This is a genomic window from Phocaeicola plebeius (assembly GCF_003437535.1).
Classification (GTDB): domain Bacteria; phylum Bacteroidota; class Bacteroidia; order Bacteroidales; family Bacteroidaceae; genus Phocaeicola; species Phocaeicola plebeius_A.
In genome coordinates this window covers 25926-43293 of record NZ_QSQT01000011.1, presented here as the reverse complement: position 1 = coordinate 43293, position 17368 = coordinate 25926, and the positions used below count along the sequence as shown (strand labels likewise).

The following is a 17368-nucleotide window of genomic DNA, read 5'->3' as shown; positions in this document are numbered from 1 at the left end:
CAATGGAGGTAAAGGTAGGAGAAAAATCGGAAAAGGAGAAGTTTTTAAGAAGATTACAGGGGAAAAAGTGATCTTCATAAGAACTTCTCCTTTGGGGTTTACAAGGTTGGGATATTATTATTCGCCTTCGGGCAAACTGTTTGTTTCAATCTTCCATCCCGGATTCTGATAGATAGGAGAGGAAGTATAGTCACCTGAACCTTCCACTTCGGTTGTCAGACGGAAATGATCGAAAGCAATGGGGAAGAGGTAACGGTTCGGGTTCCAGTTGTAACCGTTATAGGCAATGTTGCTGGAAATGACACGGTACGGAAGCAGGTAGTCTCCATCGCTCTTGGCAGAAACGTTGGCTCCTTCTGTACCGGCTTCTTTCAAGTCGATAACAGTCAGTGCTTTGTCGAAATTCTGTCCGTTGATGCCGGCATCCGGAGTGGCATAGCGCTTGTAGTTCTCTGCCCACAGGTTGAATCCTTCTACCTGATAGTTCTGCATCTTGTCGAGTGCACACCAGCGGCGGAGGTCACGCAGGCGGAATCCTTCGGCAGCCAGTTCCACGCGGCGTTCACGACGGATATTGTAGAGCGTAACGTCTACCAGATTATTGCCTGAGTAGCGTGCCAGGTCGATTTCTTTCGTCAAATCTGTATTGCGGTTAGTCTTTTCGTAGTCGGTATCCATACCGGCACGTCTGCGGATGGCTTCCCAGTATCCTTTACTTTTCGCATCAAGCGAGTGGTTCAGTTCATAGTCTGCTTCCATGTAGTTAAGATAAGCTTCAGCTGCGCGGAAGATGACACATGCGGTAGTAGACGGCAAGGTAGGACCTTGTGAAGGCTCGGTATTCAAACCTTTCTTAATGGAATAACCGGTTGTGCTGCGGTTTTCAGCCATTTCTGTAATCGGGGCACGATAGTAATATCCGGCTCCGTCAATGATGGCTTCGGTCATGGCAGCCTTTTCAGTCAGCATGTCGCCCGGCATCAGGGTATTGTAAGTCAGACGCGGGTCACGTCCTTCTGCTACATCCTGATAAGTGCGGTCGCCTTTGTAATCTGTACCAGCAGCATAGATAGGAAGTCCGTTTTGCATCAGGTAGGTATTAATCATGCTGCGGGTGTAGCCACTGTTTCCGCCTCCGTTACGTTGCAGATAGCCCACTACGAAGTGGTTCACAGCTGGTGTCAGGTTGGCATCGTAAGCTCTCCACAGTAAGACTTCGGGCATGGAACTCAATGAGTTGCTGTTGAACAAAGCCGGATAGTCATTGTAAAGTGGATAGTTATCGGCTACAATCTGGGCGGCTTTTTTGGCCTCGTTCAGAAAATAGCTGATTTCCGCATCAATGTCGATGGTAAAGTTTTTTAGATAGTCTTTCTGTGCACCTGGCCATCCCGGTCCGCCCGGAACGCGTGCCGTACCTTTATGGTATTTTTCCCATGTACCTTCGAACAGGGCTACACGGCTCTTCAGCAAGGCTGCACAATCCTTGGTCAGACGGTTACTGGCCGGAGGAGTGTTCGACATAAAGTAGTAAGCTGAGTCAAGGTCTTCAATGATGAAGCGGGCCACTTCGTTGCGCGGACGGCGCTGGCTGGCTTGTTTTACTGCTTCATAATTGTCGGCAATGGTTGTCTTGATAATGGGGAAGTCGCCCAGTGAGTCCAGCTTGTTGGCATAATAGAATGCACGGAAGAAATAGGCTTCACCCAGATAATGTTTGTTGTTGGCTTCATTGCCACCTAGCTCACCGGCTTCAAGCAACGGACGTACGCGGTTGATGAAGTAGTTGGCCGAACGGATTTCGCTGAAGTTCCAGGCACCTCCTGATTGTGCTACACGGTTTTCACCTTTTACGAACAGTTTTTCCGGGTTGGAAGCTGCCTGGTTGTCACTGTTGTTATCGGTTGCGAAGACACCGATGTCGTACACTCCGGGTTTATGCGAAGGCAGTGAGTTATATAGGTTGGCCGTATAGGCTGCCAGGTCATTTTCACTGAGCAAATATTTTTCTACAGGTACTGCATCCATTGGCTCTCTGTCCAGAAAATCGTTGCAGGAGCAGGCCAGGGCTGTCATTCCAATGGCGAATAATATATTTTTTTTCATGGTTCGTTCAAATGTTTAAGGGTTAGAGTGTCACGTTGATACCGAATGAGAAGGTCTGTGAAAGCGGATAAGTTTTTCCGCTGGACCATCCGTTGGCTGCAATGGCCTCAGGGTCGAACATATCAGCAATACCGCTGATGGTAAACAGGTTTTCTGCACTGAAGTACACGCGTACTTTTTCGATATTGACTTTGCTGGTCCATGCTTTCGGGAAGGTGTAACCCACTTGCAGGTTCTTCATACGCATGTAAGCTCCGTTTTGCAGGTAACCGGTCTGTGTTAGTTTGTTTTTATCTCCTTTGTCGCCGATATAAGCTTTCGGGTAGTAGGCATCTGCGTTCGGACCGAAGATAGAAGTTGTGTTTTGCGGACGCCAGTAATCGAGGTGTTCTTCGTAACCTACAGACTGCCATTCTCCTCCGTCAGCTCCCCAGAATAACGGACCGCTGAGCCAGAGATCGCGTTTCAATACACCCTGGAAGAACATCTGTACATCGAAGCCTTTCCAGTCGGCACCAAGGTGAAGACCAAAGTTGAAACGAGGTTCGCTGTTACCGATAACTCTCAAATCACCGTGGTCGTCTACTGTCTTGGAACCATCGTCAACCACTTTGTCACCGTTCAAATCCTTGTACATGATATCACCAGCGCCCCACTGAGAACCCAGTTTGCTCTGATCGTTTGCAGCCTGCCATTCCTGCATCTGCTGGTCGCTCTGTGCAATACCCTGAGTTTCATATCCCCAGATTTCACCGATAGTCTTTCCATCGTAGTAAGCATAGGTTACACCGTCGGCCTGATAGATAGCTTTTGATGCATTCGGATATTTTTTCACTTTTGCACGATTGTCGGAAAGGTTGAAGCCCAAATCGTAGTTTACTTGTCCGATACGGTCTCTCCAGGAGATGTTCAAGTCCCATCCCTTGTTTTCCAGTTCGGCATTATTGGTATTAGGCAGTGTAGTACCCAGTGCAGCACCGATTTCAGCCGGAGGACCTACCATACCTTTGGTACGGCGGATGAAATATTCAAATGAACCTGTCAAGCGGTTGTTAAGCAATCCGAAGTCAAAACCAATATTGGTATTGTAAATCTTTTCCCAGGTAAGTGTACTGCTGACCAGTCCTGGCACACCGGAAATAGTAGGACGTACACCGCCCATCAGCCAGCTTCCGCCATTGGCTACTACATTTTGTGTCAGATAGAACGGATAGAACTCATCGGTGTTCTGGTTACCCAGCATACCCCATGATACACGTGGTTTGAACGTATTGATAACTTTGGTCAGCGGAGCAAAGAATGATTCGTGTGCCATGTTCCATCCGAAAGAGAATGACGGGAAGAGGTTCCAGCGCTGGTCGCGAAGGAAACGTGAAGAACCGTCGTAACGGAGGTTGGCTTCAAACAAATAGCGTTCTTTATAAGAGTAGTTGATACGTCCGAAGAACCCGGCGGTAGCCCAGTTTCTGTATTGGGTAGGATTATTGTCGTCATTGTTGATTTTATCTTCACCTACCGAAGCGCTGATTTCCGGAATCAGTCCTGAAATGACATCACTGCGCTGTGCCGACAGAGAACGTACAATGTATTCTTCTGTGTTCATACCCAGCATTACTTTCAGGTAATGGTCATTCTTCTCGAGGGTATAATCGGTATAGAAAGAAGTGGTGTAGAAGTTGCTATTCAGGTAGTTCATGCGGGCAAAAGTGGCTCCCGGTGCATAGCTACCGCTGAATGCCAGTTCTACAGGATTGTCGTTGATGTCATATTCATAAATCTTGTTCAGGTTCACTTGCTTGTTCTGGTTAATGACGCGCATGCCAGCTTCTGCATAGATATTCCAGTTCTTGAGCGGGTGGAGTATCACCTGTCCTTGCAGATAGATGTCATCGTTGTGTGTTTTGGAACGACCGCCGTCAGTCAGCTGTGCCAGCTTTCCGTTGCGCATATAGTGTCCGTTCGGATCTTTAAATGGCATTGTCGGCCACATACGGGCAATGTCATGATACAGCAAGCCGCCTTCTTCCAGATAAATTGGGTTGTCAAGGTCGTAGCGGATGAATTTTGTGCTCAGGTTGAAATCAATATATTTATTAATTTTTGTGTTGATTTTTGCACTCAGATTGTAACGTTTCATGTTATCATTACCGTAGCGCAGGTTACCGTTCTGGTTCAGATAACTTCCCGATACATAATATTGTAGTTTTTCGGTTCCTCCGCTCATGCTGAGGTTGTGTTCCTGACTCCAGGCCCAGGTGAAATGTGTTTTGTACCAGTTGACGTTGTCATTGGCTTTTTCATGGAAATGCCAGTTGCTGCCGTTAGGAATGGTAGTGGTAGTGATTTTACCTGCCATGTAGTCCTGAATACGTCCGATAGTTTCTTCGTCGAAAATAATTTTATCACCCTGGTTTACGGCTGCTTCGTTGAAGAAGTTGGCAAAGCGGTAAGAATCGAGCTGATTCGGCAGGTTGGTCGGACCGGAATAACGGAAACTGTTGTTGTAGTTGATGGTCATTTTTCCAGCTTTACCTTTCTTGGTAGTGATCAAGATTACACCGAAGGCAGCACGTGAACCGTAGATAGAAGAAGATGCAGCGTCTTTCAGTACGGAGATGCTTTCAATATCTTCCGGGTTCAGAGTATTCATATTTCCTTCCATACCGTCAATCAAGATAAGAGGTTCACCCTTTGAACCGGTACCGATTGTTCCTGTTCCACGGATGTTTACTTTCATGGATTGTCCGAGCTGTCCACCCAGGTCAGCAGTTGATAAGTTTAGTCCCGGCACGGTACCCTGCAATGCCTGTCCCACTTGTGACACAGGTCTTGATTCCAAAGCCTTGGTGTCAACTGTGGCCACGGCACCGGTCAGGTTCACTTTCTTCTGTGTACCGAAACCTACTACTACCACTTCATCGAGTGTCTGAGTATCTTCCGACAAAGTGACCTGATAAGAAGTCTTTCCTTTTTGTACGGGGATTTCCTGGGTTTGATAACCGATGTAGGAAACTACTAATGTACTTCCTGAGGCAACGTTGTTCAGCTGGAAGTTTCCGTCCAGGTCGGTGATACAACCGTTGCTTGTACCTTTAACTACTACTGAAGCTCCGATGATGGGCTCATTCAGTTTCTTGTCTGTAACAATTCCGGAGATGCTCACCTGTTGCGCTTGCAGTGGTAATAGTCCCGCCAGCAAAGCTATGAGCAGAGAGATGAATTGTGTTTTCATGTGACTCATGGTTTTAAGATTAAAGTTTATATATAGATGGTTAAACAAGTTTTCAGGTTTTCCTGTTGCAAATCTCCGAAATAAATGGTGTAAGGGCAGTGGGTAAACGTTGCATTAACAGTCGGTATTCTTCTTATCTGCGTTTTTATGGGGGTAAAAACTGTTTTTTTTACCGGTATTCTGACTTTTTAGACAAGATTTTTGTTTCTTTGCGCAACCATTACATAGCTTAATCTGAGAAATGAAAAATATATACTGCCTGCTCATTGTATCTTTTCTTTGTATTTTCTCGCTTCTTCCGGCGGGTGCACAGACACTTTCCGAGAAGGATTTTCAGGTATTGAACATGAACGACGGATTGTCGGACAATGACATTCATTCCGTGGCAAAGGATACGGAGGGATTCATGTGGTTCGGAACCGGCAGCGGACTGAACCGTTACGACGGACGTACCTTCAAAGTGTTCCGGATGCCGGGAATCTCTTACCGGAGAATAGACAGGGTAGTATCGCTGGATACGGATTACCTGCTTCTCCGTTCGGAACAGAACCTGTTCTTGTTCGACAAGAAATACGAACGCTTTCTTCCCGTGTGCGATTCGGTGAGCAAACAGCCTGTGATGTTCGCCGATTTTGTGGCCGATTCTGACGGCAGTTGCTGGGGCGTATCTTCCGGTGAATTGTCGGAAGTGAATTTCCCGTCCTCCTTTGTGCAGGACACAGCGTTTGTCTCTGTGCGTCATGTGGTGAACAATTCACAAAGTGATCCGTTTGTGGTGCTGTGTATGGGAGAAGACGGGAAGATGCTGTATTGTGCAAGCCGGAATGGAACTGTCTATCGTTTTACGCCCGGACAAAGGCAGTTGAAGAAAGTCTGTGACGGGCAGTTGTCGTCCGGCAGGTGGGTATCTTCTTTGCTGAACGATGATTCGTTCATCTGGATTCCTACCGTGGGTGACGGATTGTATGGTTACGACCTGACAAACGGAAAGTTGCATCACTGGCAGTATATTTCAGAAAGAATGGGGGAGCAGCTGTCGCATAACGATGTCTTTCGTTTGCTCCCGATAGGGAATTCCCGGTACCTGGCCGTTACATGGAACGGATATACTTTGTTGAGTCTTACGCCGGAACGGGCAATCAAGTTGCGCGATTTTCAGTCTTTCATTCATAACGGAAAACAATATTTCGAGACACGCATGATTTCGGGCTATTACGACGAGGAAGGATTGTTGTGGATTGGCACCGAAGGAGGAGGGGTGCTGTTTTCCGACTTGCGCCAGCTGTTTTATCACCAGTATGCACAGACCCGTTCCAATGAAATCTGTGGCATCCAGATGGACGAAGATGGTTACGTCTGGCTGGCTACGTTTCACAAGGGAGTGTTGCGGAGCACGCAGCCTTTTGACGTATCACATTCGCTGTCGTTTGAATCGTTTGATACCGGCATTCCGGGCCTGAAAACCGTGCTTTGCAGTTCGCCGGACAAGAATGGAGGTTTTTGGTTCGGTACGCAGGACGGACGGGTGCTTCGTTACGGAAAAGACCGGAAATGGGATGACATGCGGATTGGCACTCTCGGACAGCCTTCTCCAGTGGTATGGAGCCTGCTTATGGTTTCGGACGAACAGTGCTGGGCGGGTACCAGCGACGGCCTGTACTGGGTGGATTTTCAGCGGGGAACTTCAACGCACATCGGCTGGAGTAATCCGCAAATCCCGGATCATATCCATATACGTGCGTTGGCGGCCGGTGATAATCAGACTTTATGGCTGGGAACCGGAAGAGGCTTGCTTCGGCTGTGGATGAGCGGTACCAAGGTGCTGCGGACACATGCCGGATACGAAGCCAGGGCCGGTATGCCGGATACGGAAATCGAAGTCCGTGCCCTGCTGTATGGGACAGACAAGAAACTGTGGGCAGGATACGCCGGAAGCGGTCTGGTGGCCTGTTCGCCGGAAGGAGACAGCATCCTGACCCGTTATACTACCGCCCAGGGGTTGTGCAGCAATTTTGTGACCGCACTGGCCGAAGACAATGACCACTCTCTTTGGGTAGGCTCCAACTCCGGTATTTCCCGCCTGAGCCGTCATTTGCAGTCATTCTATAACTATTATATTTCGGGTAGCAACCGCTCCGTCTTTTTCGGCAAGGACTTTCTTTTCTGGGGAAACCACAGCATGCTGACCTATTTCCGTCCTTCCGACCTTCGCTTTAATTATCCGAAGGAAAAGGGGCTGGTGATTTTTACCGACCTGGAAGTGAACCATACTCCCGTGCAAATCGGGCAGAAGGTCAACGGGCAGGTGGTGTTGCCCCAGTCGTTGCTTTATACTTCCGAACTGCACCTGACACATGAAAACCGCAGTTTCTCCCTGCTGTTTACTAACTTGCTCTATCTGACCAAACTTCAGAAATACCTTTTCCGCCTGTATCCTTATCAGGAGGAATGGATTATGGCCGATGAAGGAGAAAAAATCTCGTATGACCGTTTGCCGGCCGGTACCTATACCTTTCAGGTGAAGACCATTTTCCAGGACCAGAGTGAAGGGGATGTCAGTACCCTGAAGGTGGTGATTGCTCCTCACTGGAGTGAAACTCTCTGGTTCCGTCTGCTTGTGGCAGCTGGCTTGATTAGTATCGTGTTGATTTACCTGCATCGTGTGCGATTGAAGCAAAAGCGGATACAATATGAACTGCGCCTGGAGCATGAACTGTTTACGGTCAATATGGAACGAAACAAGGAAGTGGAACTTCGCAAGGAGCGTGAGGCTTTCTTCACGATGGCAGCCCATGAACTGCGCACTCCGCTTACCCTTATCTTGTCTCCGCTGCGTGAACTGCTCTCCAAAATTACACCCGCACATCCGTTTTATAGTCGTCTGTCCGTCATGTTCAAGTATGCCGAAGGACTGCATACCCTGACCGACCGTTTGCTGTATATCCAGAAAGCAGAAGCGGGCATGGTGAAACTGCGTCTGTCTGCGGTAGACGTGCTATCCCTGATGAGGGATGTGGCAGAAGGTTTTCAGCCGCTGGCGGCCGAACGCCGGATAACGTATGCATGGGTGCAGGGGTCGGAACATATTACGATATGGGCCGACCGGGAGAAACTTTCATCGGTCATTCAGAATCTGATTTCGAATGCCTTTAAATACACACCCGAAGGAGGAAAAATCAGTCTCTCGGTAGAACGGAAGGAGTTCGATCAGAAACCTTTCTGCTGCATTTCGGTGACGGATACCGGAAAAGGAATAGATGCCGGATTGCTGCAGCATATTTTTGAGCCTTTCGTAACCGGCGATGCAGATCCGTCAGTTTCTACCCGCATGGGAGTGGGACTGAAAATCGTGAAGCACATCGTGGAGATGCATCACGGACGAGTGAACGTGGAGAGTGAACCGGGAAAAGGAACATCGTTCGCTGTGTACCTGCCCGAAGGAAAATCGCATTTCGAAGAAGACGACTGCACGTGGGATGAAACTCCGGACGCGGATGATAAAGAAAAGGGAAGAGAAAATATCTCAGACCTGATGCTGTTGCCGGAAGCGGAAGAAACCTCACAGAAAACGGAGGAAGAACGTACCGCCGCCCGCCAGACGGTGCTTATCATAGAAGACAATACCGACATGCGCCGTTACCTGCGCGACCTGATGAAGAAATACTATCGGGTACTGGAAGCGGAGAACGGGGAAGAGGGAGTGAAGGTGGCCGTAGAACAAGTGCCCGACCTGGTACTGTCGGATGTAATGATGCCGGTGATGGACGGCTTTACCTGCTGTGCCGAGTTGCGCAAGCGGAAGGAAACGGCTCACATTCCCATTCTGCTGCTCACGGCCAAGGCAGAGGATAAGGACAGTGTGGAAGCTTCTTATCGTGGAGCCGACGATTATGTGCGTAAACCGTTCAATCCGGAAGTGCTGCTGGCCAAGGTGGCCCATCTGCTCGACATGCGTCGTCGCTTGAAGCAGATTTACACCCGTACGCTGCTACATACTTCTTCCGTATCGGCAGAGAAACCCGAAGGCACCGAAAGTGAGTTCATGCAACAGGTGCTGTCGTGCATCGAGGGCCATGCCAGCAATCCCGAGTTTAATGTCAAAGTGCTGGCCGGAGAACTCCACATGAGTCAGGCTACGCTCTACCGCAAACTGAAACAGCACACCGACCTGTCGGCTGTGGAACTGATTCGCCACATCCGCATGACGCAGGCCGCATTCCTGCTGATGGAAACCAGTCTCCCGGTCACGGAGGTAGCCGAGCGCGTGGGCTTCAATGATCTGCCCACGTTCCGCAAGCATTTTACGGATATGTTTGGCGTGTCTCCTTCCAAGTATGCGGAGGATAATCAGAAGAACAAGTAAAAAGACGGTTCAGCCCCTTTGCTGCGTTCTGTATTTATTGGGACTGTGACCTACCAGCCGCTTGAACATGCGGCTCATGTGCTGCGGATACTGGAAGCCCAGGCTGTAGGCAATCTCACTCATGGGCTTGGTGGTAGAAAGCAGCATGTCTTTGGCTCTTTCCACTACCTTTGACTGGATGTACTCGGACGCCGTTTTCCCCGTCTGCTTACTAATCATGTCGCCGAAATAGTTGGGCGAGAGGAATACCCGTTCAGCAAAATATTTCACCGTAGGCAGTCCTTCTTCCTGAGGTGTCTGTCCGTCGAAGTATTCGTCCAGCAGCTGCTCAAAACGTACGATGATGTCCTTGTTGGAGGCTTCGCGTGTGGTGAACTGCCGCTCATAGAAACGCATGCAGTAATCCAGCAGCAGTCCGATGTTGGCCGTAATCAGCCGCCGGCTGTGCTTGTCGGCAGGACGTCTCAGCTCCGTATCGATTTTATGCAGGCAGTCTATCACCGTGTGCCGTTCTTCTTCCGAGAGGTGCAAGGCTTCGCGGGCTTCGTAAGAGAAGAAAGAATAATTCCGGATATCGTGTCCCAGTTGGGTACCATGAATCAAGTCCGGATGGAAGAGCAGTCCGTATCCGGTGGGACGCGTTCCTTCCTGTGCGTGGATGGAAGCCACCTGTCCCGGTGCAAAACAGACAATGGTTCCTTCCTGGTAGTCGTAAGGCTGCCGGCCGTAGGTAATGTCTCCGCAGAGCGTATCTTTCAGAAACAAGGCATAGATGCCATAATTTATGGTAAATGGCTGTGCAGGCTGAGTAATCTTTGAAAGGTCTACCACGGTAACCATGGGATGATACGTCTCCACTTTGAAGAATTTGTTGTATTTATCCACTGTGTCCAGTTCTATCACTTCTTCTTTCATCATCTGTCAATTTTATTTTCGGGCAAATGTAATACTTATTCTCGGGAATACCTATATCCGTGTTATAGAATGGCAGATATAAAACAAATGTAAAATCGAGCATTGGGGTAGAAACATCGGTAATTTGTATCATTGTCTATGGTTTCTTTTGCGTAATTTTGCCACATCCATAATTGAAATGACAAAAAGGAACAAACAATGAAGAACTTTGACTATCAAACCCCGACCCGTCTGATTTTTGGCCGGGATGTAGTGGCTGGACTGCCAGAGGTGATGCGCCCGTTCGGACGTCGCATCCTGTTGACATACGGTGGAGGAAGCATCAAACGTATCGGCCTGTACGACCGCGTGAAAGAACTGTTGAAAGACTTTGAAATCTTTGAACTGGGTGGGATTGAGCCGAACCCGAAATACTCTACCAGTGTAGTGGAAGGCGTACGCATCTGCAAGGAACAGCAGATTGACGTGATTCTTTCTGTGGGTGGCGGTTCGGTACTCGACTGTTCGAAAGCCATTGCCGGAGGTGCCAAATACGACGGCGAGACCTGGGACTTGATTATCGGAAAGGCTCCTACGCTGGCTGCACTGCCGATTGTGGACATCCTTACCCTGGCCGCTACAGGCAGTGAGTACGATGCCGGAGGAGTCATTTCCCGCACAGAGACCAACGACAAGGTGGCTTATATCGACCCGCATCTGTTCCCGGCCTGCTCTTTCCTTGACCCGACCTACACCTTTACGGTCAATGCCAAGCACACGGCAGCAGGAGTAGCCGATGCCATCAACCATGTGATGGAACAGTATTTCACTCATGCCTCCAATTCCGTGGCCGACGGTTTCTGTGAAACGTTGGTAAAGACCCTGATGAAATATGCTCCGATTGCACTGGAGAAACCGGACGATTACGAAGCACGTGCCGAAATCATGTATGCCTGCACCTTTGGCTGCAACGGTCTGCTGGCCCTCGGTACCGGCGGTTCTCCCTGGCCCATGCACGGCATCGAACATGCCTTGTCGGGATATTATGACATTACGCATGGAGAAGGTCTGGCCATCATTACACCACACTGGATGCGCCACGTGCTCAACGAGCGCACACAGGAACGCATCGTGAAATTTGGTGTGAACGTCTTCGGACTGGCTGCCGATCAGGCTCCGTCGGAAATTGCCGAGCAGACCATCGCACGTACCGCACAGTTCTTCAAGAGTCTGGGCATGCCGATGACCTTGCGTGAGGTAGGCATTGACGATTCCCGTCTGGAAGAAATGGCACATCACATTGCTGTGAATGAGGGACTGGACGCACCGGGCACGTTTGCTCCGCTGAACGAACAGGACATCCTTTCCATTCTGAAGGCTGCGCTGTAAACAATATGAAAATGCGGGGAATGGTAGACAAGCCGTTCCCCGCATTTTTTTAATCGCCGAGCATGGAATTTAGCAGGTCCATAATGACCATTTTCCGGAAAAGCCAGTGGCACATGCCACCAGGGATGCGCTGTATGTAGCCGCTATCAAGATCGATTACATAAAGCGGACGTATGCGCCAGCTGTAGTTGTAGCGGTTCTGCCAGTCGTACATGCAGTATTCCCACCATCCTTCGTCGGGACGCCACCATTCTCCCGTCACATAATTATTCTCCAGTCCCCAGCGGGTGGCTTCCAGTGCGTTGGGTTTCCCGCATTGATAATACACATGATAAGGCGCCATGCCAAGGTCGAGCGTACTTCCCAGTGTTACGCGACAGACGATGATGGCTCCTGCGGAATAATGTCGGGCCGTACTGCGTGCCGGTGCAAAATAAATGCCGTTTCCAGCATAATTACCGCCACCTACGCGCCAGATTCCTACATCTCGTCCCCGGTAACTTCCCCGATTAGGGCACGCTACGATGGATTCGGCTGCGTCATTGGAGGTACCGTGAAAGAGGGTCAGAGTAGGTAAAAAGACTTCTATTACCGTCCATATCGCGCTTTCAATGATGGTCAGCGAGCCATGCCATACCACGTATTTGATGATTCTGTAGGGTAAGAACAAAATCCATCGGATAAAATCGTCATGCCCTTCCTTGTCTTCTGAGGGTAAAATTACTTCCATCACATAATTGAACATTTCGAAGGAACAATGTACCAGGAGATTGAAAAAGACAGCATTGACAATTCTCAATGGAAACAGCAGGACATAGAACGGGAATTGCAGGAAATAGAAAATGAAACGCAGGTTCTCATTGGTGGCGTTGCTGAAACGGTTTTTCTTGAAGAAGATAAACCATGGCTTTGCTAGGTATCGCTGCAGGGCATTAAGAAAGAAGAAAGGAAGACTCAACATCCTGAACGTAAAGGTAAGGCAGGCCGATACGATGAAATAGGAGATAATAAGTATTTTCAACAGCCAGTACAGCACCACCAGTCCCAAATAAATACCCAGTCCCCAGGTAATGATGTTCCATACTACTGACCAGAAACTCCATGAAGAGGAACCGGAATACGATTTGGCAGGCGGAGAGTTTGCCTTTTGGGGCAAAGGAGAGAATTTCAGGTATTTGGAGTAGGCATATCCCCTTTGTGAACCGAACTCAATCTGTACCCAGTTGTTGCTTGATTTCTGAATGACATTGACCTCCTGTCCGCGACTGAGCTGTCCGACGCGCGCATAGCTGATGCCGGGTCCGGAACGCACGTTCAATACGGTGGTTGCGGTTCCCCTGCAGGGAAGAGACTCTTGTGCCGTGGCATAAGAAATCATCCAAAGCAGCATGATAAATATGTATATGAATCGTTTCATCACATCTTATGGTCAAATGTAAGAAAAAATTTCTATATTGCATTTTATACATCGTACATATTTAGAAAGATGAAAAAGAATGATAAAATAAAAAATCTTTTATGAAACCACATCGAATTATTCTTATACGTCATGGAGAATGCCATGCCAATACCGACGAAAGCAAATTTGCCACAGAACCGGATTATACCATTGAACTGACAGAAAAAGGAGTAGCTCAGGCCCGTGAAGCCGGACAAAAGTTGAGGGAACTGGTGGATGAGGAATCTATGTATTTTTATGTTTCTCCATTTTGGCGTACCCGTTCCACCTTTGAGAACATAGCGCGCAGCTTCCCGAGAAACCAGTTTGAATACAGCGAGGAACCTCGTTTGCGTGAACAGGAATGGGGATACCTTCGCACGTATGCCGAGTTGCAGCAACTGAAGAAAGAGCGCAGGGACTATGGCATTTTCTACTACCGTTTTCCGGGAGGAGAAGCCGGCACGGATGTGTACGACCGTATCAATGACCTCTTAGGTTCGCTTCATCGTGACTTCTTGCGTGAAGATTATCCACAAAATTGTGTGCTGATAACCCATTCACTGGCCATACGCTTGTTCGTCATGCGCTGGTTTCATCTCACCGTGGAAGAGTTTGAACAGATGCGTTCGCCTAAAAACGGTCAGCTGGTCATCTTGCAATTAAATGATGACACCGGGGACTATGAGCTTGTAACCCCATTGGAAAAGGATGGAACGGCTGTTCGAAGAAGCAGGCCCATCAGGTTGCTCTGATAATCTTTTCAAAGAAGAGAAAGGAATTTAAAGGAACTGCATGAAAAATATGTTTTAGATACATGTCTGCGATTTTTCTTTTATTTTCAGTTGCCTGCTATTGAAAGATGTCCTACCTTGCGATATTACTATCAAAAACATATAACAACAATGATAACAGAATCAAAATCAATCGGTATTTTCATAGATGGGGGCTATTTTTCAAAGATAAATGAGGCCTTGTCCGATCAATTGTCTTTAAATATTAAAATCAAATCCTTGTTTGATTTTATTCGTGCGGAGATTGCGCGTCGGAGTGGGTTGGAAATAACCAATTGTTACATTACAGAAAGCCATTATTTCCGGGGGCGTTATCGGGTGAATGATGCCAATAGCAAACATCTGTTGTTTTCCGAGCGAAAGTTTGAAGACAGTCTGATTGAAAATGATGTAATTTTCCATTACAAGCACCTGCGGGAAGTACAGAGAGATGGAGATATTACGGTCGTAGAAAAGGGGATAGATGTGTGGTTTGCTTTGGAGGCCTATGAGCTTTCCGTGTTCCGCGAATTTGATTATGTAGTGCTGATTACGGGAGATGCCGACCACGAAATGCTGGTCAAGAAGTTGAAATCGCTGAAGATTCACGTGGTGTTACTTACGTGGAATCTGTCGGAACAGTCTTCCAGTGCGCGACTTTTACGTGAGGAAGCGTGCACGCATATCGAGATGAATGAAATGATTGCGCAAGATAAAGAATTGCTTGGCAAGTTGTGCAGAAATGTGTAATGTTTTTCGAAGACAGAATGTGATTTTGCCAAAGCCTACTTCTCAGAGAATAAGTAATATTCGATAACCCTTTTAGTATTGGAATAGCCTGCACTCAGGCTATTCCGAACAGTTCAATCTCAAAAATCAGGGTAGAGCCGCCGGGGATGCCGGGCTGTGAGAACTTGCCGTATCCCATTTCCGACGGAATGTACACCTCCCATTTGTCGCCCACACACATTTGCTGCATGGCGATAATCCATCCCTCAATCAGGTCGCTCAGGCGGAAGGCTACGGGCGCACCGCTGCGGCTGCTGTCAAACTTCTTGCCGTTAATAGTCCATCCCGTGTAGTGCGCGGTGACGATGCTCCGCGGTGTGGGATGCTTGCCGTCGTTCTTGCCCGATGCCAGCACCTTGTAGTAAATACCCTTCGGGAGCGGCATCACTCCCTCTTCCTTTGCCTTTTCGGCCAGCCAGTCCTTGTTGGCCTGCACGTATTCTTTCTTTCCCATTATGAATGATTTTGGCGTAAAGGTACGTATTTTCCGGGATACTTAAAACAGTCCGCTTATCCATGTCCATAGCGCCGTAGTCAGGTAGACTGCCAGTTTGGCCACCCAGTAGATAATTACGCACAGCACCAGGATGCCCACGGCTGTCAGCAGGGCTTTGCGGTTTACCTCTTGAATCACCTCTTTGTCACCTTCCACGAAACCCACAATCAACCGGTAGTTTTTCGCGTACGAACGGCTGAAAATATCCAGCAGGTCGCCAATCCAGAGCGGAATGATACCCAGCATCATGTCCACCAGCATGTTGTAGAGGATGGCCAGGGTGAGGGGAATGGACTTGATTTTGAACAGCGACACCGTGAGAAAGGGCAGTGTCATGGCCGAAGAGAAAATGTCGCCCGCCGTTGGAAAAAGCAATCCAATGAGAGGGTCGAGGTAGTATCGGTCCATTACATTCTTGATGGTTCTTATCAGCCGGTAAAGTGGGTCGTTTTCCCACTGCATGCGTTTTATGTCTTGTTTCGTACTTTTCATGTAGCAGCTAGTTTGGCGCAAAGATACAAAAAGGTGAATGCAGTGTCAAACCCGAAGCCCGCTTTTGAGAAAAGACGATGCTGAACCGCATCCCGTCTTATGAAAAGATAACGATATTTGGTGGAGATTTCCGGATAATCCCTATCTTTGCTAAAAACGCCTTTGCTTTAATGACATTATATTTGATACGATGAATACATTCCGTTCTATAGATGAACTTGTGAAAATGTTTGAGCGTGAAAAAGTGTTGCTCAAGGAAATGTTTTACAAACGTAAACAGCTCTCATTCCGTTATGATTATGCCCTTGAATTAACTGAATACAAGGAAGAGCGTATTCGTTTTCTTATTGAATACGGTGTGCTGCGAGAAAGCGGTGATTTCCTGGAAATGGAAGACTTGTACTTGAAGTTTTTCGAAGAGGTTCTGCAAATAAACGAGGAAATCAATGTGTCGTTCGTGCAAGATTATCTGAATCATTTGAATGATAACATCGATTATTTCCTGAAGGAGAACAATGAACAGCGGAAGTATGCGTATCAGCGAGAGGTGAGACGTTGTTTGAAAAACATTGCACTGGCTACCGTACGTAATGTGATGGACTTGAAACGTAATTTGGATGTAACTTATAAAACGGAACCAAATTATCAGGTGAAATTGGCCAAATTGAAAAAACTGGATGAAAAACGGCGTAACATAGCTTTGCTTATAACTCGGAGTGAAGAAGTGATAGACTCACAGCAACCTACCTTTTTCCGTGTGGCTATGGATGTACAGATGCGGGCTGTGGTGAGTGATGTAAAGCTTCAGCTGAACGATTCGTATCATAACCTGATTGAAATAGAAAAACAGATTATTCATTACTTGAACTTGATAGCCTACCAGAATCGTATTTTTGAAAAGGTAAGGCGATTGAAGTACCTGCGCGATCAGTTCCTGCTTGAAGAGAATACAGATATTCGCCGGGTCATTGGCGAAAAGAATCCGGTGTGGATGGAACCGCAGCCCAACTATCGCATCAAGTTGTCTCTGTCAAATCTGCATACTTCTGAAGTGGCATTGGAGTTGATTCGTAAGGTGATGTCACGGCGGAAGAAGGACGCGCGTGGTCCGCGGAATGTGGCCGGAGCCATTCCGGAAAGTTATCTGTCACAGGCAGGTGAGGTAATGGACAGGGTCAACTTGCAGGAAGTATTCAATGCCTTTGCTGCCTCTGGCACACATTTGTTCCGGTTCGTAATAAATTATTCCTATGGCAAGCCGGTGGCGGAAGAAGACAAGCTGCTGTTTTTCTGCCAGCTGGCTTCTCAGTATGCGGATGAGCTGGATTTTACCGACCATTATGAGTCAACCTCTGAGGTGGAGTACCCTTTGATTTATTTACGACAAAACCCTTAA

General features: G+C 47.9%; 11 protein-coding genes. 5 read left to right on the top strand and 6 right to left on the bottom strand.

Going from position 1 to position 17368, the window contains the following annotated elements; genetic code table 11:
- Positions 1 to 117 precede the first annotated feature (117 nt).
- Together DXD04_RS07135 and DXD04_RS07130 are read right to left on the bottom strand one after the other, a co-directional pair.
- Positions 118 to 2106, bottom strand: coding sequence for a RagB/SusD family nutrient uptake outer membrane protein (locus DXD04_RS07135; RefSeq protein ID WP_117672146.1), 1989 nt, complete (start codon positions 2104 to 2106; stop codon positions 118 to 120).
- Between the two features lie 22 nt (positions 2107 to 2128).
- Positions 2129 to 5338 carry a SusC/RagA family TonB-linked outer membrane protein gene (locus tag DXD04_RS07130; RefSeq protein WP_117672144.1) on the bottom strand — a complete coding sequence of 1070 codons (3210 nt, stop codon included), beginning with the start codon at positions 5336 to 5338 and terminating at the stop codon, positions 2129 to 2131.
- Positions 5339 to 5579: 241 nt separating this feature from the next.
- On the opposite strand from DXD04_RS07130, the gene DXD04_RS07125 reads away from it, so the two are divergent.
- Positions 5580 to 9701 (top strand): hybrid sensor histidine kinase/response regulator transcription factor, encoded by a 4122-nt coding sequence (locus DXD04_RS07125; protein ID WP_117672142.1) that lies wholly within the window; start codon positions 5580 to 5582, stop codon positions 9699 to 9701.
- Positions 9702 to 9710: 9 nt separating this feature from the next.
- Here DXD04_RS07125 and DXD04_RS07120 read toward each other — a convergent pair whose 3' ends face one another.
- Positions 9711 to 10619, bottom strand: coding sequence for a helix-turn-helix domain-containing protein (locus DXD04_RS07120; RefSeq protein ID WP_117672140.1), 909 nt, complete (start codon positions 10617 to 10619; stop codon positions 9711 to 9713).
- A gap of 195 nt (positions 10620 to 10814) precedes the next feature.
- Here DXD04_RS07120 and DXD04_RS07115 point away from each other — a divergent pair, with 195 nt between their 5' ends.
- Positions 10815 to 11984 carry an iron-containing alcohol dehydrogenase gene (locus DXD04_RS07115; protein ID WP_117672138.1) on the top strand — a complete coding sequence of 390 codons (1170 nt, stop codon included), beginning with the start codon at positions 10815 to 10817 and terminating at the stop codon, positions 11982 to 11984.
- A 49-nt stretch (positions 11985 to 12033) separates the two neighbouring features.
- Here DXD04_RS07115 and DXD04_RS07110 read toward each other — a convergent pair whose 3' ends face one another.
- Positions 12034 to 13401 (bottom strand): SH3 domain-containing protein, encoded by a 1368-nt coding sequence (locus DXD04_RS07110; RefSeq protein WP_117672136.1) that lies wholly within the window; start codon positions 13399 to 13401, stop codon positions 12034 to 12036.
- A 101-nt stretch (positions 13402 to 13502) separates the two neighbouring features.
- Here DXD04_RS07110 and DXD04_RS07105 point away from each other — a divergent pair, with 101 nt between their 5' ends.
- Both DXD04_RS07105 and DXD04_RS07100 read left to right on the top strand, forming a co-directional pair.
- On the top strand, positions 13503 to 14177 hold the full coding sequence (locus tag DXD04_RS07105) for a histidine phosphatase family protein (RefSeq protein ID WP_117672134.1): 675 nt from the start codon (positions 13503 to 13505) through the stop codon (positions 14175 to 14177).
- A 150-nt stretch (positions 14178 to 14327) separates the two neighbouring features.
- Positions 14328 to 14945 carry an NYN domain-containing protein gene (locus DXD04_RS07100; RefSeq protein WP_117672132.1) on the top strand — a complete coding sequence of 206 codons (618 nt, stop codon included), beginning with the start codon at positions 14328 to 14330 and terminating at the stop codon, positions 14943 to 14945.
- Between the two features lie 94 nt (positions 14946 to 15039).
- On the opposite strand, the gene DXD04_RS07095 is transcribed toward DXD04_RS07100, so the two are convergent.
- A complete protein-coding gene (locus DXD04_RS07095) occupies positions 15040 to 15438 on the bottom strand; it encodes a BamJ family beta-barrel-assembly machinery protein (RefSeq protein ID WP_117672130.1) in 399 nt (132 codons plus the stop codon).
- A gap of 42 nt (positions 15439 to 15480) precedes the next feature.
- Positions 15481 to 15972 (bottom strand): DUF4112 domain-containing protein, encoded by a 492-nt coding sequence (locus DXD04_RS07090; RefSeq protein WP_117672128.1) that lies wholly within the window; start codon positions 15970 to 15972, stop codon positions 15481 to 15483.
- 190 nt (positions 15973 to 16162) lie between these two features.
- Here DXD04_RS07090 and DXD04_RS07085 point away from each other — a divergent pair, with 190 nt between their 5' ends.
- The gene (locus DXD04_RS07085; protein ID WP_117672126.1) at positions 16163 to 17368 is read left to right on the top strand and encodes a hypothetical protein; all 1206 of its coding nucleotides are present in this window, start codon (positions 16163 to 16165) and stop codon (positions 17366 to 17368) included.